This window comes from Tsukamurella tyrosinosolvens (assembly GCF_900104775.1).
Lineage (GTDB): Bacteria > Actinomycetota > Actinomycetes > Mycobacteriales > Mycobacteriaceae > Tsukamurella > Tsukamurella tyrosinosolvens.
In genome coordinates this window covers 401,736-418,503 of sequence record NZ_FNSA01000003.1, presented here as the reverse complement: position 1 = coordinate 418,503, position 16,768 = coordinate 401,736, and the positions used below count along the sequence as shown (strand labels likewise).

General features: G+C 71.1%; 14 protein-coding genes. 9 read left to right on the top strand and 5 right to left on the bottom strand.

Annotated features, from left to right (window positions below; translation table 11 throughout):
* Positions 1 to 20 precede the first annotated feature (20 nt).
* Positions 21 to 1,469, top strand: coding sequence for an alanine/glycine:cation symporter family protein (locus BLW32_RS03335; RefSeq protein ID WP_068740660.1), 1,449 nt, complete (start codon positions 21 to 23; stop codon positions 1,467 to 1,469).
* Between the two features lie 49 nt (positions 1,470 to 1,518).
* Here the strand turns inward: BLW32_RS03335 and BLW32_RS03330 are convergent, their stop codons facing one another.
* Complete coding sequence (locus BLW32_RS03330) at positions 1,519 to 2,070, bottom strand: TetR/AcrR family transcriptional regulator (protein ID WP_068740659.1); 552 nt, start codon at positions 2,068 to 2,070, stop codon at positions 1,519 to 1,521.
* Positions 2,071 to 2,161: 91 nt separating this feature from the next.
* On the opposite strand from BLW32_RS03330, the gene BLW32_RS03325 reads away from it, so the two are divergent.
* Complete coding sequence (locus BLW32_RS03325) at positions 2,162 to 3,712, top strand: MFS transporter (RefSeq protein WP_068740658.1); 1,551 nt, start codon at positions 2,162 to 2,164, stop codon at positions 3,710 to 3,712.
* Between the two features lie 192 nt (positions 3,713 to 3,904).
* Here the strand turns inward: BLW32_RS03325 and BLW32_RS03320 are convergent, their stop codons facing one another.
* Entirely contained in the window at positions 3,905 to 5,035 is a 1,131-nt protein-coding gene (locus tag BLW32_RS03320) for an alpha/beta hydrolase (RefSeq protein ID WP_068740657.1), read from the bottom strand.
* Positions 5,036 to 5,435: 400 nt separating this feature from the next.
* Between BLW32_RS03320 and BLW32_RS03315 the strand changes: the two genes are divergently transcribed.
* The 6 genes from BLW32_RS03315 to BLW32_RS03290 all read left to right on the top strand — a co-directional run bounded on the left by BLW32_RS03315 (position 5,436) and on the right by BLW32_RS03290 (position 12,861).
* Positions 5,436 to 6,206: a deoxyribonuclease IV gene (locus tag BLW32_RS03315; RefSeq protein ID WP_068523522.1), complete on the top strand. Its 771-nt coding sequence runs from the start codon at positions 5,436 to 5,438 to the stop codon at positions 6,204 to 6,206.
* Positions 6,203 to 6,916: a class I SAM-dependent methyltransferase gene (locus BLW32_RS03310; protein WP_068740656.1), complete on the top strand. Its 714-nt coding sequence runs from the start codon at positions 6,203 to 6,205 to the stop codon at positions 6,914 to 6,916. Before BLW32_RS03315 ends, BLW32_RS03310 begins: the two co-directional genes overlap by 4 nt.
* Before the next feature lie 115 nt (positions 6,917 to 7,031).
* Entirely contained in the window at positions 7,032 to 8,864 is a 1,833-nt protein-coding gene (locus tag BLW32_RS03305; protein ID WP_068523520.1) for an acyl-CoA dehydrogenase, read from the top strand.
* Positions 8,865 to 9,052: 188 nt separating this feature from the next.
* On the top strand, positions 9,053 to 9,721 hold the full coding sequence (locus BLW32_RS03300) for a hypothetical protein (protein ID WP_068523519.1): 669 nt from the start codon (positions 9,053 to 9,055) through the stop codon (positions 9,719 to 9,721).
* A gap of 83 nt (positions 9,722 to 9,804) precedes the next feature.
* Positions 9,805 to 11,763, top strand: a complete 1,959-nt coding sequence (locus tag BLW32_RS03295) for a YhgE/Pip domain-containing protein (protein WP_068741199.1) — start codon at positions 9,805 to 9,807, stop codon at positions 11,761 to 11,763.
* A gap of 6 nt (positions 11,764 to 11,769) precedes the next feature.
* The gene (locus BLW32_RS03290) at positions 11,770 to 12,861 is read left to right on the top strand and encodes an acyltransferase family protein (RefSeq protein ID WP_074850338.1); all 1,092 of its coding nucleotides are present in this window, start codon (positions 11,770 to 11,772) and stop codon (positions 12,859 to 12,861) included.
* 176 nt (positions 12,862 to 13,037) lie between these two features.
* On the opposite strand, the gene BLW32_RS03285 is transcribed toward BLW32_RS03290, so the two are convergent.
* The 3 genes from BLW32_RS03285 to BLW32_RS03275 all read right to left on the bottom strand — a co-directional run bounded on the left by BLW32_RS03285 (position 13,038) and on the right by BLW32_RS03275 (position 15,302).
* Positions 13,038 to 13,538 (bottom strand): hypothetical protein, encoded by a 501-nt coding sequence (locus BLW32_RS03285; RefSeq protein ID WP_068740654.1) that lies wholly within the window; start codon positions 13,536 to 13,538, stop codon positions 13,038 to 13,040.
* A complete protein-coding gene (locus BLW32_RS03280; RefSeq protein WP_068523516.1) occupies positions 13,535 to 13,957 on the bottom strand; it encodes a CoA-binding protein in 423 nt (140 codons plus the stop codon). Before BLW32_RS03280 ends, BLW32_RS03285 begins: the two co-directional genes overlap by 4 nt.
* A 61-nt stretch (positions 13,958 to 14,018) precedes the next feature.
* The gene (locus tag BLW32_RS03275; RefSeq protein ID WP_068523515.1) at positions 14,019 to 15,302 is read right to left on the bottom strand and encodes an acetyl-CoA C-acetyltransferase; all 1,284 of its coding nucleotides are present in this window, start codon (positions 15,300 to 15,302) and stop codon (positions 14,019 to 14,021) included.
* 105 nt (positions 15,303 to 15,407) lie between these two features.
* On the opposite strand from BLW32_RS03275, the gene BLW32_RS03270 reads away from it, so the two are divergent.
* Positions 15,408 to 16,766 (top strand): 3-oxoacyl-ACP reductase, encoded by a 1,359-nt coding sequence (locus BLW32_RS03270; RefSeq protein ID WP_068740653.1) that lies wholly within the window; start codon positions 15,408 to 15,410, stop codon positions 16,764 to 16,766.
* Positions 16,767 to 16,768 lie beyond the last annotated feature (2 nt).

Below are 16,768 nucleotides of genomic sequence, written 5' to 3'. Positions count from 1 at the left end.
CCCGTGAAACGATCGGCCATATGGATCACGTCAACACCGCCATCGGCTGGCTCAGCACGAACCTCTACAACTACGTGCTGATCTACCTCCTGCTGGGCGTCGGCGCCTACATGACGATCCGCACCCGGTTCGTGCAGGTCCGCTTGCTCCCCAGCATGATCCGCGCCATCGGCTCGTCCCGCTCGGACGCCGAGGGCGGCATCTCGTCGTTCCAGGCGTTCTGCGTGGGCCTCGCCTCGCGGGTCGGCACCGGCAACATCGCGGGCGTGAGCGTGGCGCTCGTGCTCGGCGGGCCCGGCGCGGTGTTCTGGATGTGGGTGGTGGCGCTCGTCGGCATGGCCACGGCCTTCGTGGAGGCGACGCTGGCGCAGATGTTCAAGGTGCGCAACGCCGACGGCAGCTTCCGCGGCGGGCCCGCGTACTACATCCAGCGCGGACTCGGCTCGCGCCGGTGGGGCATGGTCTTCGCCGTGCTGCTGATCTTCGCCTTCGGCTTCGCCTTCAACATGGTGCAGGCCAACACGATCGGCGGCTCCCTCGCGGCCACCTTCCACGTCGACACCGCGTGGATCGCCGTCGGCCTCATGGTGATCACGGCGCCGATCCTCTACGGCGGGGTGCGCCGCATCGCGCGGGTCGCCGAGGTGATCCTGCCCGTCATGGCGCTCATCTACGTCGGCATCGCGCTCGTGATCGTGGCCCTCAACATCACGGCCTTCCCCGAGGTGATCCGGCAGATCGTGGCCGGGGCGTTCGGGCTCGACGAGGCCCTCGCCGGCACCGCCGGCGGCATCCTGGCCGCCCTGCTCAACGGCGTGAAGCGCGGCCTGTTCTCGAACGAGGCCGGCATGGGCAGCGCGCCCAACACCGCGGCGACCGCGACCGTCTCGCATCCGGTGAAGCAGGGGCTGATCCAGTCGTTCGGCGTCTTCGTCGACACCATCGTCGTGTGCACCGCGACCGCGTTCATCGTGCTGGTCTCCGGCGTCTACACGCCGGGCAGCGAGCCCGAATCCGGTGGCGCCGTGCTCACGCAGGACTCGATCTCGGCCGTCCTCGGTACCTGGACGACGGTGCCGATGGCCCTGTTGGTCTTCGTCTTCGCGTTCTCGTCGATCATCGGCAATTACTCGTACGCCGAGATCAACCTCAACTTCCTCGGCCTGGAGGGGCAGCGCCTGCGGATCCTGCAGACCCTCGTGCTCGCCGCCGTCGGCGTCGGCACCCTCGCCGAGCTCGACACCGTCTGGATGCTCGCCGACGTCGCGATGGCCCTCATGGCCACGGTGAACCTGGTCGCGATCGCTCTGCTCGGCAAGTGGGCCTTCGGTGCGCTCCGCGACTACGACGCGATGACCAAGCGCGGCGTCGACGACCGGTTCGTCGGGCGCGGCAATCCGAACCTCCCCGGCGACCTCCCGGGCGACGTGTGGGACCCCGTCGAGGACGGGACCCCCGCCGCACGCTGATCCGCCGTCCGCGCGGACCGCTCGGCCATCGCGGCCCGACGGTCCGCCGTCAGGGCGCCCCGTCGACCATGCGGGCGACGACGGCGAGGAGGCCCGCCATCTGTGCGTCGGTGGCGCGGCGGCGCCCGCCGCTGAGGGCGGCGTCGTAGTAGAGGCCGTCGCCGAGGAGGAGGACCGCGCGGGCGGTGGCCTCGTCGGGCACCTGCTCCTGCACGGTCGCGAGGAAACGGTCCTGCATCGTGCGGATCGCGCGCTCGGCGCGGTCGTTGGCGGCCTGGCTCAGCCGCATCACCGCGACGATCGCGCGGTCGAGCTGCGAGTCGTCGTAGTTCGACGTGCGCACGTAGTACTCCACGGCCCCCTCGGGCGCGGCGGCCATCAGCTCGACGTCGGTGGCGACGAGCTCGTCGAGCCAGTCGCACAGCCCGTCGACCAGGGCCTTCTTCGACCCGAAGTGGTAGAGCAGCCCACCCTTGCTGACGCCGGCCTCCGCGGCGACGGCCTCGAGCGTCGCGGCGCGTTCGCCGTGCTCGATGAGGATCTTCACGAAGGCGTCGAGCAGTTTGGCGCGGGCGGCGGGAGGGGGTGGCACACCTCGCATCGTAGGGGTGATCGCGGTCTCTCGTTTCTATACCGTCCAGCTGGTACAGTAACGATGTCCTCGAACCCACGACACCTCAGGAAGTGCCGCCATGACCACCACACTCACCACCACGACCGCGTCGTCCGCGCGCGCCACGGTGCGCGACTGGGGTGCACTCGCGGTCCTGATGCTCCCCGTCCTCCTGGTCTCGATCGACGGGACCGTGCTCGGCTTCGCACTGCCGTCGATCGCCGCCACGCTCGGCCCGACGGCGGCGCAGCAGCTGTGGATCATCGACGTCTACCCGCTGGTGCTCGCCGGCCTGCTCGTCTCCATGGGCAGCCTCGGCGACCGACTGGGCCGGCGCCGCCTCCTCCTACTGGGCGCGACGGGCTTCGCCGCGATGTCGGTCGTGGCCGCCTACGCCCCCACCGCGGGCGCGCTCATCGCCGCCCGCGCGGGCCTCGGCTTCTTCGGCGCGATGCTGATGCCGTCCACGCTCTCCTTGCTGCGCAACATCTTCACCGATCCGCAGCAGCGGCGGCTGGCGATCGCGGTGTGGGCGTCGTGCTTCGCCGCGGGCGCCGCGCTCGGCCCCATCGTGGGTGGCTTCCTGCTGGAGCACTTCTGGTGGGGCTCGGTCTTCCTCATGGCCGTGCCCGTGCTGATCCCGCTGCTGGTGCTCGCCCCGGTCTTCGTGCCCGAGTCGCGCGACCCGAACCCGGGCCGCATCGACCCGGTGTCGATCGTGCTCTCGCTCCTCGCGCTGACCCCGATCGTCTACGCGGTGAAGACCCTCGCCAAGGGCGGCGACCTCGTGGTCGTCGCGTCGGCGCTGGCGATCGGCGTGACGGCGACCGGCCTGTTCCTGCGCCTGCAGCTGCGGCGCCCGGACCCGATGCTCGACGTGCGACTGTTCGCGGACCGTCGCTTCTCCGGCGCCGTCGCGGTGAACCTGCTCAGCGTCTTCTCGCTGGTCGGCTTCATGTTCTTCGTCTCGCAGCACCTCCAGCTGGTGGTCGGGATGAGCCCGATGGACGCCGGGTGGGCGCTGGTCCCGGGGCTGATCACGATGATGGTCGCGGGCCTCTACGTGGTGCGGGTCGTGCGGTGGATCGCCCCGTCGACCGTGGTAGTGGGCGGCATGCTCGTCTCCGCCGCCGCGTACGCGGTGGTGATGGCCTTCGCCTCGCCGGATTCCACGCTCGCCGTGCTCATCGCCTTCGCGATGCTCGGCGTGGGCATCGGCGCCGCCGAGACGCTGTCGAACGACCTCATCGTCTCGTCGGTGCCCGCCGAGAAGGCGGGTGCGGCCTCGGCCGTCTCGGAAACCGCCTACGAGCTGGGCTCTGTGCTCGGCACCGCCGTCCTCGGCTCGATCCTGGCCGGCGCCTACGCCGCGAAGCTCGTGCTGCCCGCGGGCCTCACCGGCGAGCAGGCCGCCGACGCCGGCGAGACGCTCGCCGGGGCGCACCACGTCGCGACGCAGCTGCCCGCCGAGGCGGCGGATGCCCTGGTCCGGGCCGCCGGTCATGCGTTCGACGCCGGCGTCTCCGTGACGTCCGCGATCGGCGTGGTGCTCATGCTGGCCGCGGCCTGGATCGCGCACCGCACGCTGCGGGCGCCGTCCTCGTCCGTCGCCACCACCGTCGAGCAGTAGTCCCGCAGCCGCTGCGCCGCGGCGCTCGCCGCCTCCGCATGGCCGGCGAGCGTCGCGGCGGCACGGGCGGCGAAGGCCAGCACCTCCGGCGGCCCCGTCGCCGCCCGCCACCGCGCGGCCTGCTCGGCGAAGCCCTCGGCCGCGGTCTCCCAGCCCGCGGCGACGCGTTCCAGCTCCTCGATGTCCACTTCGTCACCGGGCATCGATTCCCCCTCTCGTCAGGATCGCCGCGAACGCGTCCAGCGCCCGCGAGCCCTGGTCTAAGTACCCCGAGTGCGCACCCATGCCGAAGGGCGTGGGCCCCTCGGCGTCCACCGCCGTCGCCCCGAACGACGGCGCCGCAGGGTCGGCCCCGAGCCCCAGCTCCACACCGAACCATCGGCGAAGTCCCTGCGCGGCACGGTCGGTCGCACCGACCCGCGGGATCGGATCATCGGAGTCGCGCGCCACGTACACCGGCATCCCCAGCTCCGCGGCGGAGCGCACCGGGCCGGCACCCGGGGAGCCGAGCAGAACCATCGCATCGACGGTGCCCGCCAGCGCCCCACCCGCGCCCGCCGTGGCCACCGTCGTGGCGCCGTAGCTGTGTCCGAAGACCACGACCCGCGGATCGTCGGATCGCATCCGCGCGAGGTCGGCGAGATCGGCCCGCAACTCGGCGGCGCCCCGTCGGGCATGGGCGCCGGTGAGGACCTGCGCGACGGCCGCCCGGCCCGACGGGGCGTCGTACCCGATCCAGGCCAGGGTCGCCGTCGCGGTCGTCGGGTCCGCGCGACGGGCGGCGACCTGCAGGTTCGCGGCGTTGCGGGTGACCGCTCCGATCGACGCCGCCGTCGTGCCCATGCCCGGAACGACGACGCCGATGGCGCGGGCCGTGTCGAGATCGCCGATCGCGACCGTCACCGCGCCGTCGCCGCCGAAGGCGTCCGGGTCGTACTCGAACAGCTGCACAGTCTCGCCGCCACTCCCGAGTTCGCGCAGCCGCGCGTCGATCGTCTCGAGCATCCGCCGCCGCGGCCCGGGCGGCGCGGCTCTCAGATCGGCCGCGAGGCGGGCGCGGTTCTCCCGGTCCCGCTCCGCCGCGGACAACAGTCGGGTCGGCACCGGGGTCGACGGCGCCCGCGCGCCGCCAGGCGGCACGGCGGCGGGGAGGTCGATCGCGGCGAGCCGGACCGCGAGTTCGCCTCCTCCACTGCGGATCTCCGATGCCGCGCGCTCGAGGGCTGCATCGAGCTCCTCCGCCGCGCGGGCCTCCAGACACGCCCAGCGCTCGTACGCATCGGCCGGTTCACCCCGCCACGCCGTCGTCCGCACGACCATCATGGCGTCACGCTAGGCCGCCGCACTCCCGCGATCGGGCCACGACGGTGCCGAACCGCCGCCGTCATCCACAGGACCGCGGTCCTCCACAGGAACGAAGACAGCAGTCCGCGGGATGGCGGGCGGAAGGGGCGCCAGGCAGCCCGCCCGACGCCTGCGCCGCCACAACTTCCGAAGCGTTCTGCGACTCAGCCGGACCGATTCGTCGCAGAACGCTTCGGAAGATGTGCGCACCGTCGGATCGCGGAGGTCTGGGGGCGAAGAGCCATGTGCCCGACGCATGACCGACTCCCGAATCCGCGTCTCTGACCAGGGAGAACAGAGCCATGCGCCCGGCGCATGGCTTTCCCGAACAACACACCGACCCGACGCCCCGCGGGCGCGGACGCACTAGGCTGGGCGCATGCGCATCGGTGCCCATGTCCGCAGTGACACCCACCCCGTCGAGACGGCCGAACAGCTGGGGGTGGACGTGATCCAGATGTTCGTCTCCGACCCCCAGAGCTGGAAGAAGCCGGAGCCGCACCCGCAGACGCAGGCGCTCAAGGACTCGCCGCTCGAGATCGTCGTGCACTCGGCGTACGTCATCAACGTCGCGAGCCTGAACAACCGGCTCCGGATGCCGAGCCGCAAGGCCGTCGAGCAGCAGGCCGCCGCGGCCGCCGACCTCGGCGCCTTCGGGCTGGTGGTGCACGGCGGACACCTGCGCGACGGCGAGGACCTGCAGGCGGGGATCGACAACTGGCGCAAGCTCTTCACGCGCCAGGAGGAGAAGGGCGGCTTCGGCGTACCGATCCTCATCGAGAACACCGCGGGCGGCGACGGGGCGATCGCTCGCCAGTTGGAGACCATCGACCGGCTGTGGGACGCCGTCGGCGACCAGGGCGCCGGCTTCTGCCTCGACACCTGCCACGCCTGGGCGGGCGGCGAGGAGCTGATGGGCATCGTCGAGCGGGTCCTGGCGATCACCGGCCGCATCGACCTCGTGCACCTGAACAACTCCCGCGACGAGTTCGACTCGGCGCGCGACCGGCACGCCAACCTGCAGGACGGCACCATCGACCCCGACCTGCTGGCCGACGTGGCCCGCGCGGCCGGGGCGCCGATCATCCTCGAGACCCCGTCGGACGGCCTCGCCGATGACGTGGCCTACCTCAAGGAGGCCCTGCTGTGAGCACGCCCGACACCACCCCCGACGGCATCGACCGGACCGACGAGGAGCGCGAGGAGGGCGGCATCGGCCCCCTCTCCCCCGCCGAACTCGCGCACGGGGAGAAGCAGCTGCGCGGCGCGAAGGAGTGGGACGCCCGCTACCGCGCCACCGAACTGGTGTGGGGAACGCCACCCGACCCGTGGATCGTCGAGCAGGTGACCGTGCTCCCGCCCGGCCGCGCCCTCGATGTGGGCGCCGGCGAGGGCCGGCACGCGCTGTGGCTCGCGACCCGCGCGTGGGACGTGACGGCCGTCGATTACTCGCGCGTCGGGCTCGACAAGGCGGCGACGGTGGCCGCGCGGTCGCCGCGCACCGTCCGAGCCCGGCTGCAGTGGACCCCGCTCGACATCACCGTCGACGCGATCCCCGACCAGCCCTACGACCTGGCCGTCTGGGCGTACGTGCATCCCGATCCCGAGGACCGGGCCGCCGCGATCGCCAAGGTCGCGCACGCGCTGGCGCCCGGCGGGCTGCTCCTGCTGCTGGCGCACGAGAAGGCGGACTCGCACCCCGGCCTGCCCACCTTCGGAGCCGCCGAGCTGTCGGAGGCGCTGCCCGAGGACATGGTGGTGGAGCACGTGGAATGGCGCGAGAGTGATCCGTACCACGGCACGGGCACTGACCTGGCTGTTCGCGCACGTCGTCGCCGTGAGGAGGCGATCGCGCCGTAGGGGTGCTTGCACTTGTTCGCACGCGGCGAGCGCGTTATCCTATTCATATTACCGAGCGGTAACTTACCGGCAGGTAACAGTCCGACAGCCTGATCTGAGAAGGTGGAACAGCCCCATGGGCCATTACAAGAGCAACGTCCGCGACATCGAGTTCAACCTCTTCGAGGATCTCGGCGTCGGCGAGGTGCTGGCTTCCGGTGCGTACGGCGACCTCGACGAGGACACCGCCAAGGAGATGCTGCGCGAGGCGGCCCGTCAGGCCGAGGGCCCCATCGCCGAGTCCTTCGCCGAGGCCGACCGCAACCCGCCGGTCTTCAACCCGGAGACCCACGAGGTCAAGATCAACGAGGCGTTCAAGAAGTCGCAGGCCATCTTCGCCGACGGCGGCTGGGCGTACCTCGGCCTCAACGACGAGCTCGGCGGCACCGACGTGCCCCGCTCGCTGTACTGGGGCATCGGCGAGCTCTTCCTCGGCGCCAACCCGCCCGTCTTCATGTTCGCCGCGGGCCCCGGCTTCGCGCAGATCCTCTTCGACGAGGGCACCGACGAGCAGAAGAAGTGGGCGAAGATCGCCGCCGAGCGCAACTGGAACGCCACCATGGTGCTCACCGAGCCGGACGCCGGCTCGGACGTGGGCGCGGGCCGCACCAAGGCCATCAAGCAGGAGGACGGCTCCTGGCACATCGAGGGCGTGAAGCGCTTCATCACCTCCGCGGTGATGGACGGCATGTTCGAGTCCACCTTCCACCTCGTGCTGGCCCGCCCCGAGGGCGGCGCGCCCGGCACCAAGGGCCTGGGCCTGTACTTCGTGCCGAAGCACCACTTCGACGAGCAGGGCAACCTCGGCGAGGAGAACGGCGTCTACGTCACCGGCGTCGAGCACAAGATGGGCATCAAGACGTCCACCACCTGTGAGGTCACCTTCGGCGGCCACGGCAAGCCCGCCAAGGGCTGGCTCGTGGGCGAGGAGATCAAGGGCATCGCGCAGATGTTCAAGGTCATCGAGCACGCCCGCATGATGGTCGGCACCAAGGCCATCGGCACCCTCTCGACCGGCTACCTCAACGCGCTCGACTACGCCAAGCAGCGCGTCCAGGGCGCCGACCTGACCCAGATGGCCGACAAGACCGCGCCGCGCGTGACCATCACGCACCACCCGGACGTGCGCCGCTCGCTGCTCACGCAGAAGGCGTACGCCGAGGGCCTGCGCGCCGTGTACCTGTACACCGCCGCGCACCAGGACGTCCGCACCGCGACCCCCGTCTCGGGCGCCGACGAGGAGATGGCGTTCAAGGTCAACGACCTGCTGCTCCCGATCGTCAAGGGCGTCGGCTCCGAGCGCGCGTTCACGCTGCTCGGCACCGAGTCGCTGCAGACCTTCGGCGGCTCCGGCTTCCTGCAGGACTACCCGATCGAGCAGTACGTCCGCGACTCGAAGATCGACTCGCTGTACGAGGGCACCACCGCCATCCAGGCGCAGGACTTCTTCTTCCGCAAGATCCTCCGCGACCGCGGCGCCGCGCTGGGCCATGTGGCCGGGCAGATCACCGCGTTCATCGAGGCCAACGCCGGTGGCGCCTTCGCCGCCGACGTCGCGCTGCTCAAGACCGCCGCCGAGGACGTGCAGGCCATGGCCGCCACGCTCACCGGTTTCGCGCTCGCCTCGCAGCAGGAGCCCAAGGAGCTGTACAAGGTGGGCCTCGGCTCGGTGCGCTTCCTCATGGCCTTCGGTGACCTGATGGTCGGCTGGCGCCTGCTGCACCAGGCCGTCGTCGCGCAGGCCAAGATCGACGGTGGCGCCACCGGTGCCGACAAGTCCTTCTACGAGGGCAAGGTCGGCGTCGCGAAGTTCTTCGCCGCGAACATGCTGCCGCTGCTCACCGGCACCAAGGACATCATCGCCGCGATCGACAACCAGGCGATGGACCTCGACGAGGCCGCGTTCTGATCGTCGCCTCGTAACCACGAGCACCCCGAGGGCGCTCCGACCACCGGTCGGGGCGCCCTCGCCCGTTCCCGGGGCCGACGGTGCGCCCGACCGTGCGGCCGCCGCGCGCCCGACGGTGCGCGCCGCACCCTCGCGCCGCCACCGTAGGATTGCTACCGACCTGCGCCGACGACCTCCGGAGAGCCCGCATGGATGACGACCAGCCGAACGACGTACAGCTCGCGGCGGTGAACATCGGCGTCGACGGGGAGCACGGCCCCCTGTTCCAGGGCATCGACCTGGAGTTCGGGCCCGGCCTGCACGCCGTGCAGATGCCCGCGGGCCGCGACCAGGACGCGCTGCTCCTCACCCTCGCCGGGCGGCTCAAGCCGAACCACGGCACCGTCAACGCCCTCGGGGCGACCACCCCGGGCGCGATCCGGAAGAAGTGCGCCATCGCGGCCTTCGAGGACATCGACGACCTGGACGACTCGGTCACCGTCGAGACCGTGCTCGCCGAGCAGCGGCGCTGGCTCGCGCCCTGGTACTCCATGGTGCCGCTCAGCGCCGGCAGCCTCGAGATGGACCAGGTCTTCGGTGACGTCGACCGACCCGGGCCGAAGACCCGCATCGTCGAGCTCAGCGACCTGCAGCTGTTCCTGCTGCGGATCACGCTGGCGCTGTTGGGGAACCGGCCGATCCTCATCGTCGGCGACCTGGAGCAGGTCCGCGACAACCCAGGACGCGCCGAGGCCGTACAGCGGCTCGGCGCGGTCTCCACCCGCTACACCGTGATCGTCGGGGTCACCAACCCCCTCGGCGGCACCGCCCCGCAGCACACCCTGCACGACCGCCGCGCCCTGACCCGGAAGGACTGATCCCGATGTCCGACAAGAACTCCGACGACACGCCCGCGAAGACGCCCGCGAAGAAGGCCTCCTCGAAGGGCAGCCTGGTCCCCATCGCCGCCGGCCTCGCCTTCGGATCCGAGATCAAGCGCTTCGGCCGCAGCCGGCTCACGCGCGCCGCGATCGTCGTGATGATGCTGCTGCCGCTGGTCTACGGCGCCCTGTACCTGTGGGCGTTCTGGGATCCGTTCGGCCACGTCAACAAGATGCCGGTCGCGCTCGTCAACGCCGACAAGGGGACCGAGGTCAAGGGCCAGAAGATCAACGCGGGCGCCGAGGTCGAGAAGTCGCTCGCCGACGACAAGAGCCTGGACTGGAACATCGTCTCCCCCGCCGAGGCGCAGCAGGGCGTCAAGGACGGCACCTACTACTTCATGCTGGAGCTGCCGGAGAACTTCTCCGCCGCCATCGCCTCCCCGATGAGCGGCAAGCCCGAGAAGGCGCAGCTGCAAGCGGTGTACAACGACGCCAACAACTACATCAGCTCCACCATCGGCCAGACCGCGATGTCGCAGGTCCTCAACGCCGTCTCCACCCGGGTCTCCGGGCAGGCGGTGAACCAGGTGCTGTCGATGATGATCACCGCCGGGTCCGGGATCGAGCAGGCCGCCGACGGGGCCGGGAAACTCCACGACGGTCTCGTGACCGCGAACGACGGTGCCGCCCAGCTCGCCTCGGGCCTCGGGACCGCGAAGACCGGCTCGGCCCAGCTGCGCGCGGGCTCGCAGCAGCTCTCCGACGGGATCACCCAGGCCACGGATCCCCTTCTCGCCGTGACGAAGGCGCTGTCCGGGCTGGGCGGGAACACTGCGCAGCTGCAGCAGAGCGCAGCCGCACTCGTCGAGGCCGCCGACAAGGCCGGCGTCTTCGTCAAGACGCAGGACACCGCGCTGGCGGGGATCGACGCCGCGATCAGGCAGCTCGCCGCCAGCCCCGACCCGGTGGCACGGCAGTCCGCCGAGGGCCTGCGCGCGGTTCGCGCGCAGCTCGCGCAGGCGTCGGTGACGCCCGCGGCCAAGCAGCAGATCACCGCAGCGGCCGGTGCCGCCGCGACGATGACCGAGCAGCTCCGCACGCCCGGCAGCCCCCTGCAGACGGTGCTCGCCCAGGTCGGCGCCACCGGCGGGGACCTCACCGCCAAGCTCACCGAACTGCGGTCGGGCGCGCAGCAACTCGCCGCGGGCAACGCCACGCTCGACGACGGCATCACGCAGCTGTCCGACGGCGCCACCCGGCTCTCGGCCGGTACGGTGCAGTTGCGCGACGGCAGCCAGGAGCTGTCGACCAAGCTGCGCGAGGGCGCGGGCGCCGTGCCCAAGTGGTCGCAGGAGCAGACCTCGCAGGTCGCGCAGACCATCGGCGGCCCCGTCCAGCTGGACGCGCAGCACGAGAACCGCGCCCCGAACTTCGGCACCGGCATGGCGCCCTTCTTCCTCACGCTGGCACTGTTCTTCGGCGCGCTGGTGCTGTGGATGGTGTTCCGGCCGTTGCAGAACCGCGCCATCGCCGCCGAGGTGCTGGCGATCCGCGTGGTCATGGCGAGCTACCTGCCCGCGGCCGCGATCGGCCTGTTCCAGGCGGCGATCCTGTACTGCGTGGTGCGCTTCGGGCTGGGCCTCGAGGTGGCCCATCCCGTCGCGATGGTGTTCTTCATGATGGGGGTATCGCTGTCCTTCATCGCGTTCACCCAGGCGGTGAACGCCTTCGTCGGGCCCGCCGTCGGCCGCGTGCTCATCATGGCGCTGCTGATGCTGCAGCTGGTGAGCTCCGGCGGCATGTATCCGGTGGAGACCACCGCCAGACCCTTCCAGATCCTGCACAAGTACGACCCGATGACGTACGGCGTCAACGGTTTGCGGCAGCTGATCCTGGGCGGCATCGACAACCGCCTCTGGCAGGCGATCGCGGTGCTGGTGTTCCTGTGGGTCGCGTCCGTGACGGTCTCGTGCCTCTCCGCCCGGCGGAACCGGCTCTGGAACCTCGACCGGCTCATCCCCGCGATCAAGATCTGAGGCACCATCGCACCCGCTTCGCGCTCCGGCCACGTCCCCGCCCTCACGGGCCTGCGGGCGCTGGCCGCGTTCGGGGTGTGCGTCACGCACGCCGCGTTCTGGGGCGGTGACTTCACCCCGGATGCGCTCGGCGCCGCCTACGCGCGGCTCGAGACCGCGGTGCCCGTGTTCTTCGCGCTGTCGGGGTTCCTGCTGGTGCGGCCGTGGATCCGCGCACGGGCCGGGGGCACGCCTCCGGACGTGCGGCGGTACGCCGTCTCGCGGGCGTGGCGGATCCTGCCCGCGTACTGGGCGGTGGTCACCGTCGTGTACGTCATCTACCTCTGGCGTCCCGACGGTTCGCCGCACGGGCACGGGTGGGGCGACTACCTCCGGCACCTGAGTTTCACGCAGATCTACGGCGTCGGTCACGTGCACACGGGCCTGACGCAGATGTGGAGCATGTGCGTGGAAGTCGCCTTCTACCTGGCACTTCCACTCCTGGGGCTGTGGCTGCTGCGCGCCCGCCGGGCGTGGACGGTGCCGGCGGCGATGGTCGCCCTGTCCGTGGGCTGGCTGGTGCTGGTGACCGCGACGGAGGTCTTCGGGAAGACGGCGCGGTCGTGGCCGCCCGGGTTCGCCGCCGCGTTCGCCGCGGGCATGGCGGTGGCGCTGCTGGTCGACCGGGTGCGGCTGCCGCGGTGGCCTCTGCTGCTCGCCGCGGCGGTCGCCTACGGCGTGCTGCTGACCCCGGTCGCCGGGCCGATCGACCTCCGGCTGCCGACCCCGGCGCAGGGGGTGACGAAGTTCCTGCTGGAGGCGCTGATCGGCGGGCTGCTGGTGGCCGCGTTCGCGACCGGGCCGTCGCGCGTGCTGGGTTCGAGGCCGATGGTGTGGCTCGGCTCCATCAGCTACGAGTTCTTCCTCCTCCACGTGATTGTCATGGAGTTCGTGGTGTTGGACCTGTTCGGCTGGTCGCTGTTCACCGGTTCCACGTGGCCCATCGTCGTGGTGACCACCGCGATCACCATCGTGCTGTCGTGGGGGCTGCACGTCGGGGTGGAGCGGTTCCGCGCGGCCGTGAGTCGCCCGCGGGCGGCGGAGGTCATCGGGCGCTGATATGGGGGCGGGCCAGATCGCCGTGGCGGGCGGCGGACCGTCAGGCTGGAGGACGAGGGTATGCGCCAGACGCATGGCCCGGCCCGAAGAAGACAGCGTCTAGCTGCGGGGTTCGGGGGTATGCGTGGGACGCATAACTGCTCCGAGCAACACCCCGCCCCGCGCGGGCGACGAGCTCAGCGGAGGAGCGTAGCGGTCACGCCGTCGATGAGGGGGCGGCGCTGGGCCGACGGGGCATCCCAGAGCTTCCCGGTGAGGCCTTCCAGAGCCGCGACCTTGGGTTCCAGCTCGCCCAGGGCTTTCGTGCGCTCCTCGCCCGAGAGCTGCGCGGCGGCGATGATGCGGTCGTCGAGGGCGAAGACGGCGTCGTCGAGGGCGGCGAGGTCGGACTCCGAGCCGTTGATCGCGGAATCCGCGGGCGGCGGGACGGCTGGGGCGAAGGCGCCGCGGTGCACGTCGGCGATGGCGTAGCGGGTGCGCTGGTGCAGGAGCGCCTCGGTGGAGGTGGCGTTCGCCCACTCGGCGGGCGCGCGGCCGGGACGGCCGGGGATCAGATCGCCGGAGTTGGCGAAGTCCTTGATCCGCTTGTTGGAGTCGCGGAGGAACCACACGACGCCGATCAGCATGAGGACGGCCACGACCGCGACCACGGCGACGACGACGATGCCGAAGGTCATGCGCTCCTCCTGGAGATCTGCGTGCGGCGCTGTTCGATGATGAGGCAGCGGTCCTCGACGTAGAGCAGCCCGGCGGACTCGGCGATCTCGCGCGCCTCGGCCGAGCGGATGCCCAGCTGCAGCCACAGCGCCGTCGCCCCGGCGGCGACGGCCTGCCGGGCGATGTCGGGCGTGAACTCGGCGGGCCGGAAGACGTCGACCAGGCCGACTTGTTCCGGGACGTCGGCCAGGGTGCGGTACACCGGCTCGCCGAGTATCTCGTCGGCGTGCGGGTTCACCGGGATGATGCGCCATCCGCGGTGCTGCATGTAGGCGGGCACGTCGTGGGCCGCCTTCGCCGGATCGACGCTGGCCCCGACCACCGTGATGGTGTCGTAGTCGCGCAGGATCCTCTCGATCAGATCGTCCGTCGCGGTCATGACACCAGCTTAGGCGGCCGGGGCCGGCAGCATCAGTCCTCGGGGCGCGCGCCCCGGGGCATCAGCCCTCGATGATGGCGGTGATGCCCTGACCACCGGCGGCGCAGATCGAGATCAGCGCGCGACCGCCGCCGTTCTCCTTGATCTGCTTCGCGGCGGAGGCCACGATGCGGCCGCCGGTCGCGGCGAACGGGTGGCCCGCCGCCAGCGACGAGCCGTTGACGTTGAGCTTGCTGCGGTCGATCGAGCCGAGCGGCTTGTCCAGGCCCAGGCGGTCCTTGCAGTACTCGGGCGACTCCCAGGCCTGCAGCGTCGCGAGCACGACGGAGGCGAAGGCCTCGTGGATCTCGTAGAAGTCGAAGTCCTGCAGCGTGAGGCCGTTGCGGGCCAGCAGCTTCGGCACGGCGTACGTCGGCGCCATGAGCAGGCCGTCCTTGCCGCCGACGTAGTCCACGGCCGAGTACTCCACGTCCTTGAGGTACGCGAGCACGGGCAGGCCGCGCTCGGCCGCCCACTCGTCGGAGGACAGCAGCACCGTCGACGCGCCGTCGGTAAGCGGCGTCGAGTTGCCGGCCGTCATCGTCGCGTCGCCCAGCGAGACGCCGAAGACGGGCTTGAGCGTGGCGAGCTTCTCGACGGAGCTGCCCGGGCGCAGGTTGTCGTCGCGGGTCAGGCCCAGGTACGGGGTGATCAGGTCCTCGAAGAAGCCGCGGTCGTAGGCCGCCGCCATGTTGGTGTGACTGAGGTAGGCCAGCTCGTCCTGCTCGGCGCGGGAGACGCCCATCTCCTTGGCGGTGATGGCGGCGTGCTCGCCCATCGACATGCCGGTGCGGGGCTCGCCGTTGCGCGGGATGTCGATGCCCAGGTTGGCCGGGAGCTTGCCGACCAGCTTGAGGCGGTCGACGGTGCTCGACGCGCGGTTGAGCTCGAGCATCACCTTGCGCATGCCCTCGGAGACGCCGATCGGCGCGTCGGAGGTGGTGTCGACGCCGCCGCCGATGGCCGCCTCGTAGCGGCCGAGCTGGATGCCCTGGGCCGCGGCGTTGATCGCCTGCAGGCCGGTGGCGCAGGCCTGCTGCACGTCGAAAGCAGGGGTGTAGGGGCTGAGCGGGCTGCCGAGCACCGACTCGCGGATCAGGTTGAAGTCGCGGCTGTGCTTGAGCACGGCGCCACCGACCACGGCGCCCAGCTGCTCGCCCTGCAGGTTGAAGCGGCTCACGAGACCATTGAGGGCGGCGGTGAACATGTCCTGGTTGCTGGCCTTCGCGTACGCACGGTCCGAACGCGCGAAGGGGATCCGGTTGCCGCCGAGGATGGCGACCGGACGGGTTTCGATGTTTGCCACGGGTTTCTCCCAGTGATCGAGGGTTGCTACTACCGAGTATTCTTACTCTGGAGTAAGTTGCTTGTCGATAGCCTATCGGAACCCCACACGGATGAGGTACCTCACATGCCTGATGCACCCAGCACGGACTTCTACGCGGCCTTCGTGAAGTCGGGCCCCGGCTCCTTCCTGGCCAGCCGACTCGGCCTGCCGCAGCCGCCGGTCCTGCGCCGCTACCAGGCCGGCAAGCCCGCGCTCGCCGGCCCCGTCCTCCTCGGCGGCAAGGGCCGCCTCGTCGAGCCCGTGCGCGAGCTGCTCGCGGACTACGACCTCGTCGTCAACAACGGCGGCGCCCGCGGCGCCGAGAAGCTGGGCGGCGCGGTCTTCGACGCCACCGGCATCACGTCGATCGACGAGCTCGTCGGCCTCTACGAGTTCTTCGGCCCGCAGATGCGCACGCTGGGCAACAGCGCCCGCGTCGTGGTGCTCGGCACCACGCCCGAGCTGATCGAGGACCTCGACGAGCACATCGTCCAGCGCGCCCTCGAGGGCTTCACCCGCTCCGTCGCCAAGGAGCTCCGCGACGGCGCCACCGCGCAGCTCGTCTACGTGCACCCGGACGCCGCCACCGGCGCCTCGGGCCTGGCCTCGACGCTGCGCTTCCTCCTGTCGGGCAAGTCGGCCTACGTCGACGCGCAGGTCATCCGCATCACCGACAAGGACGCCGCCGCGCCCGCCGATTGGGACAAGCCGCTCGCCGGCAAGGTCGCGCTGGTCACCGGCGCCGCCCGCGGCATCGGCGCCACCATCGCCGAGGTCCTCTCGCGCGACGGCGCCCATGTCATCGCCGCCGACATCCCCGCCGCCGGCGAGGCCCTGTCCGCCGTCGCGAACAAGGTCGGCGGCACCGCGCTGCCCCTCGACGTGACCGCAGAGGACGCGGGCAAGAAGATCGCCGAACTGGTGAAGTCGCGCCACAGCGGCCTCGACATCATCGTCAACAACGCCGGTATCACCCGCGACAAGCTGCTCGCCAACATGGACGAGGGTCGCTGGAACTCGGTCATGGCCGTCAACCTCAAGGCGCCGAAGCAGCTGGTCGACGCCCTGCTCGCCGAGGACGCCCTGAACGAGGGCGGCGCCGTCGTCGACGTCTCGTCGATCGCCGGCATCGCGGGCAACCGCGGCCAGACCAACTACGGCGCGACCAAGGCCGGCGTCATCGGCATCGTCGACGCCTACACCCCGGTCCTGGCGAAGAAGAACATCACCATCAACGCCGTGGCGCCCGGCTTCATCGAGACCGCCATGACCGCCGCGATCCCGCTGGCCACCCGCCAGGCCGGCCGCCTCATGAACTCGCTGCAGCAGGGCGGCCAGACCGTCGACGTCGCGGAGACCATCTCCTACTTCGCCGCGCCGTCCTCGGCCGCGGTGACCGGCAACGTCGTGCGCGTCTGCGGTCAGAGCCTGCTGGGGGCCTGATC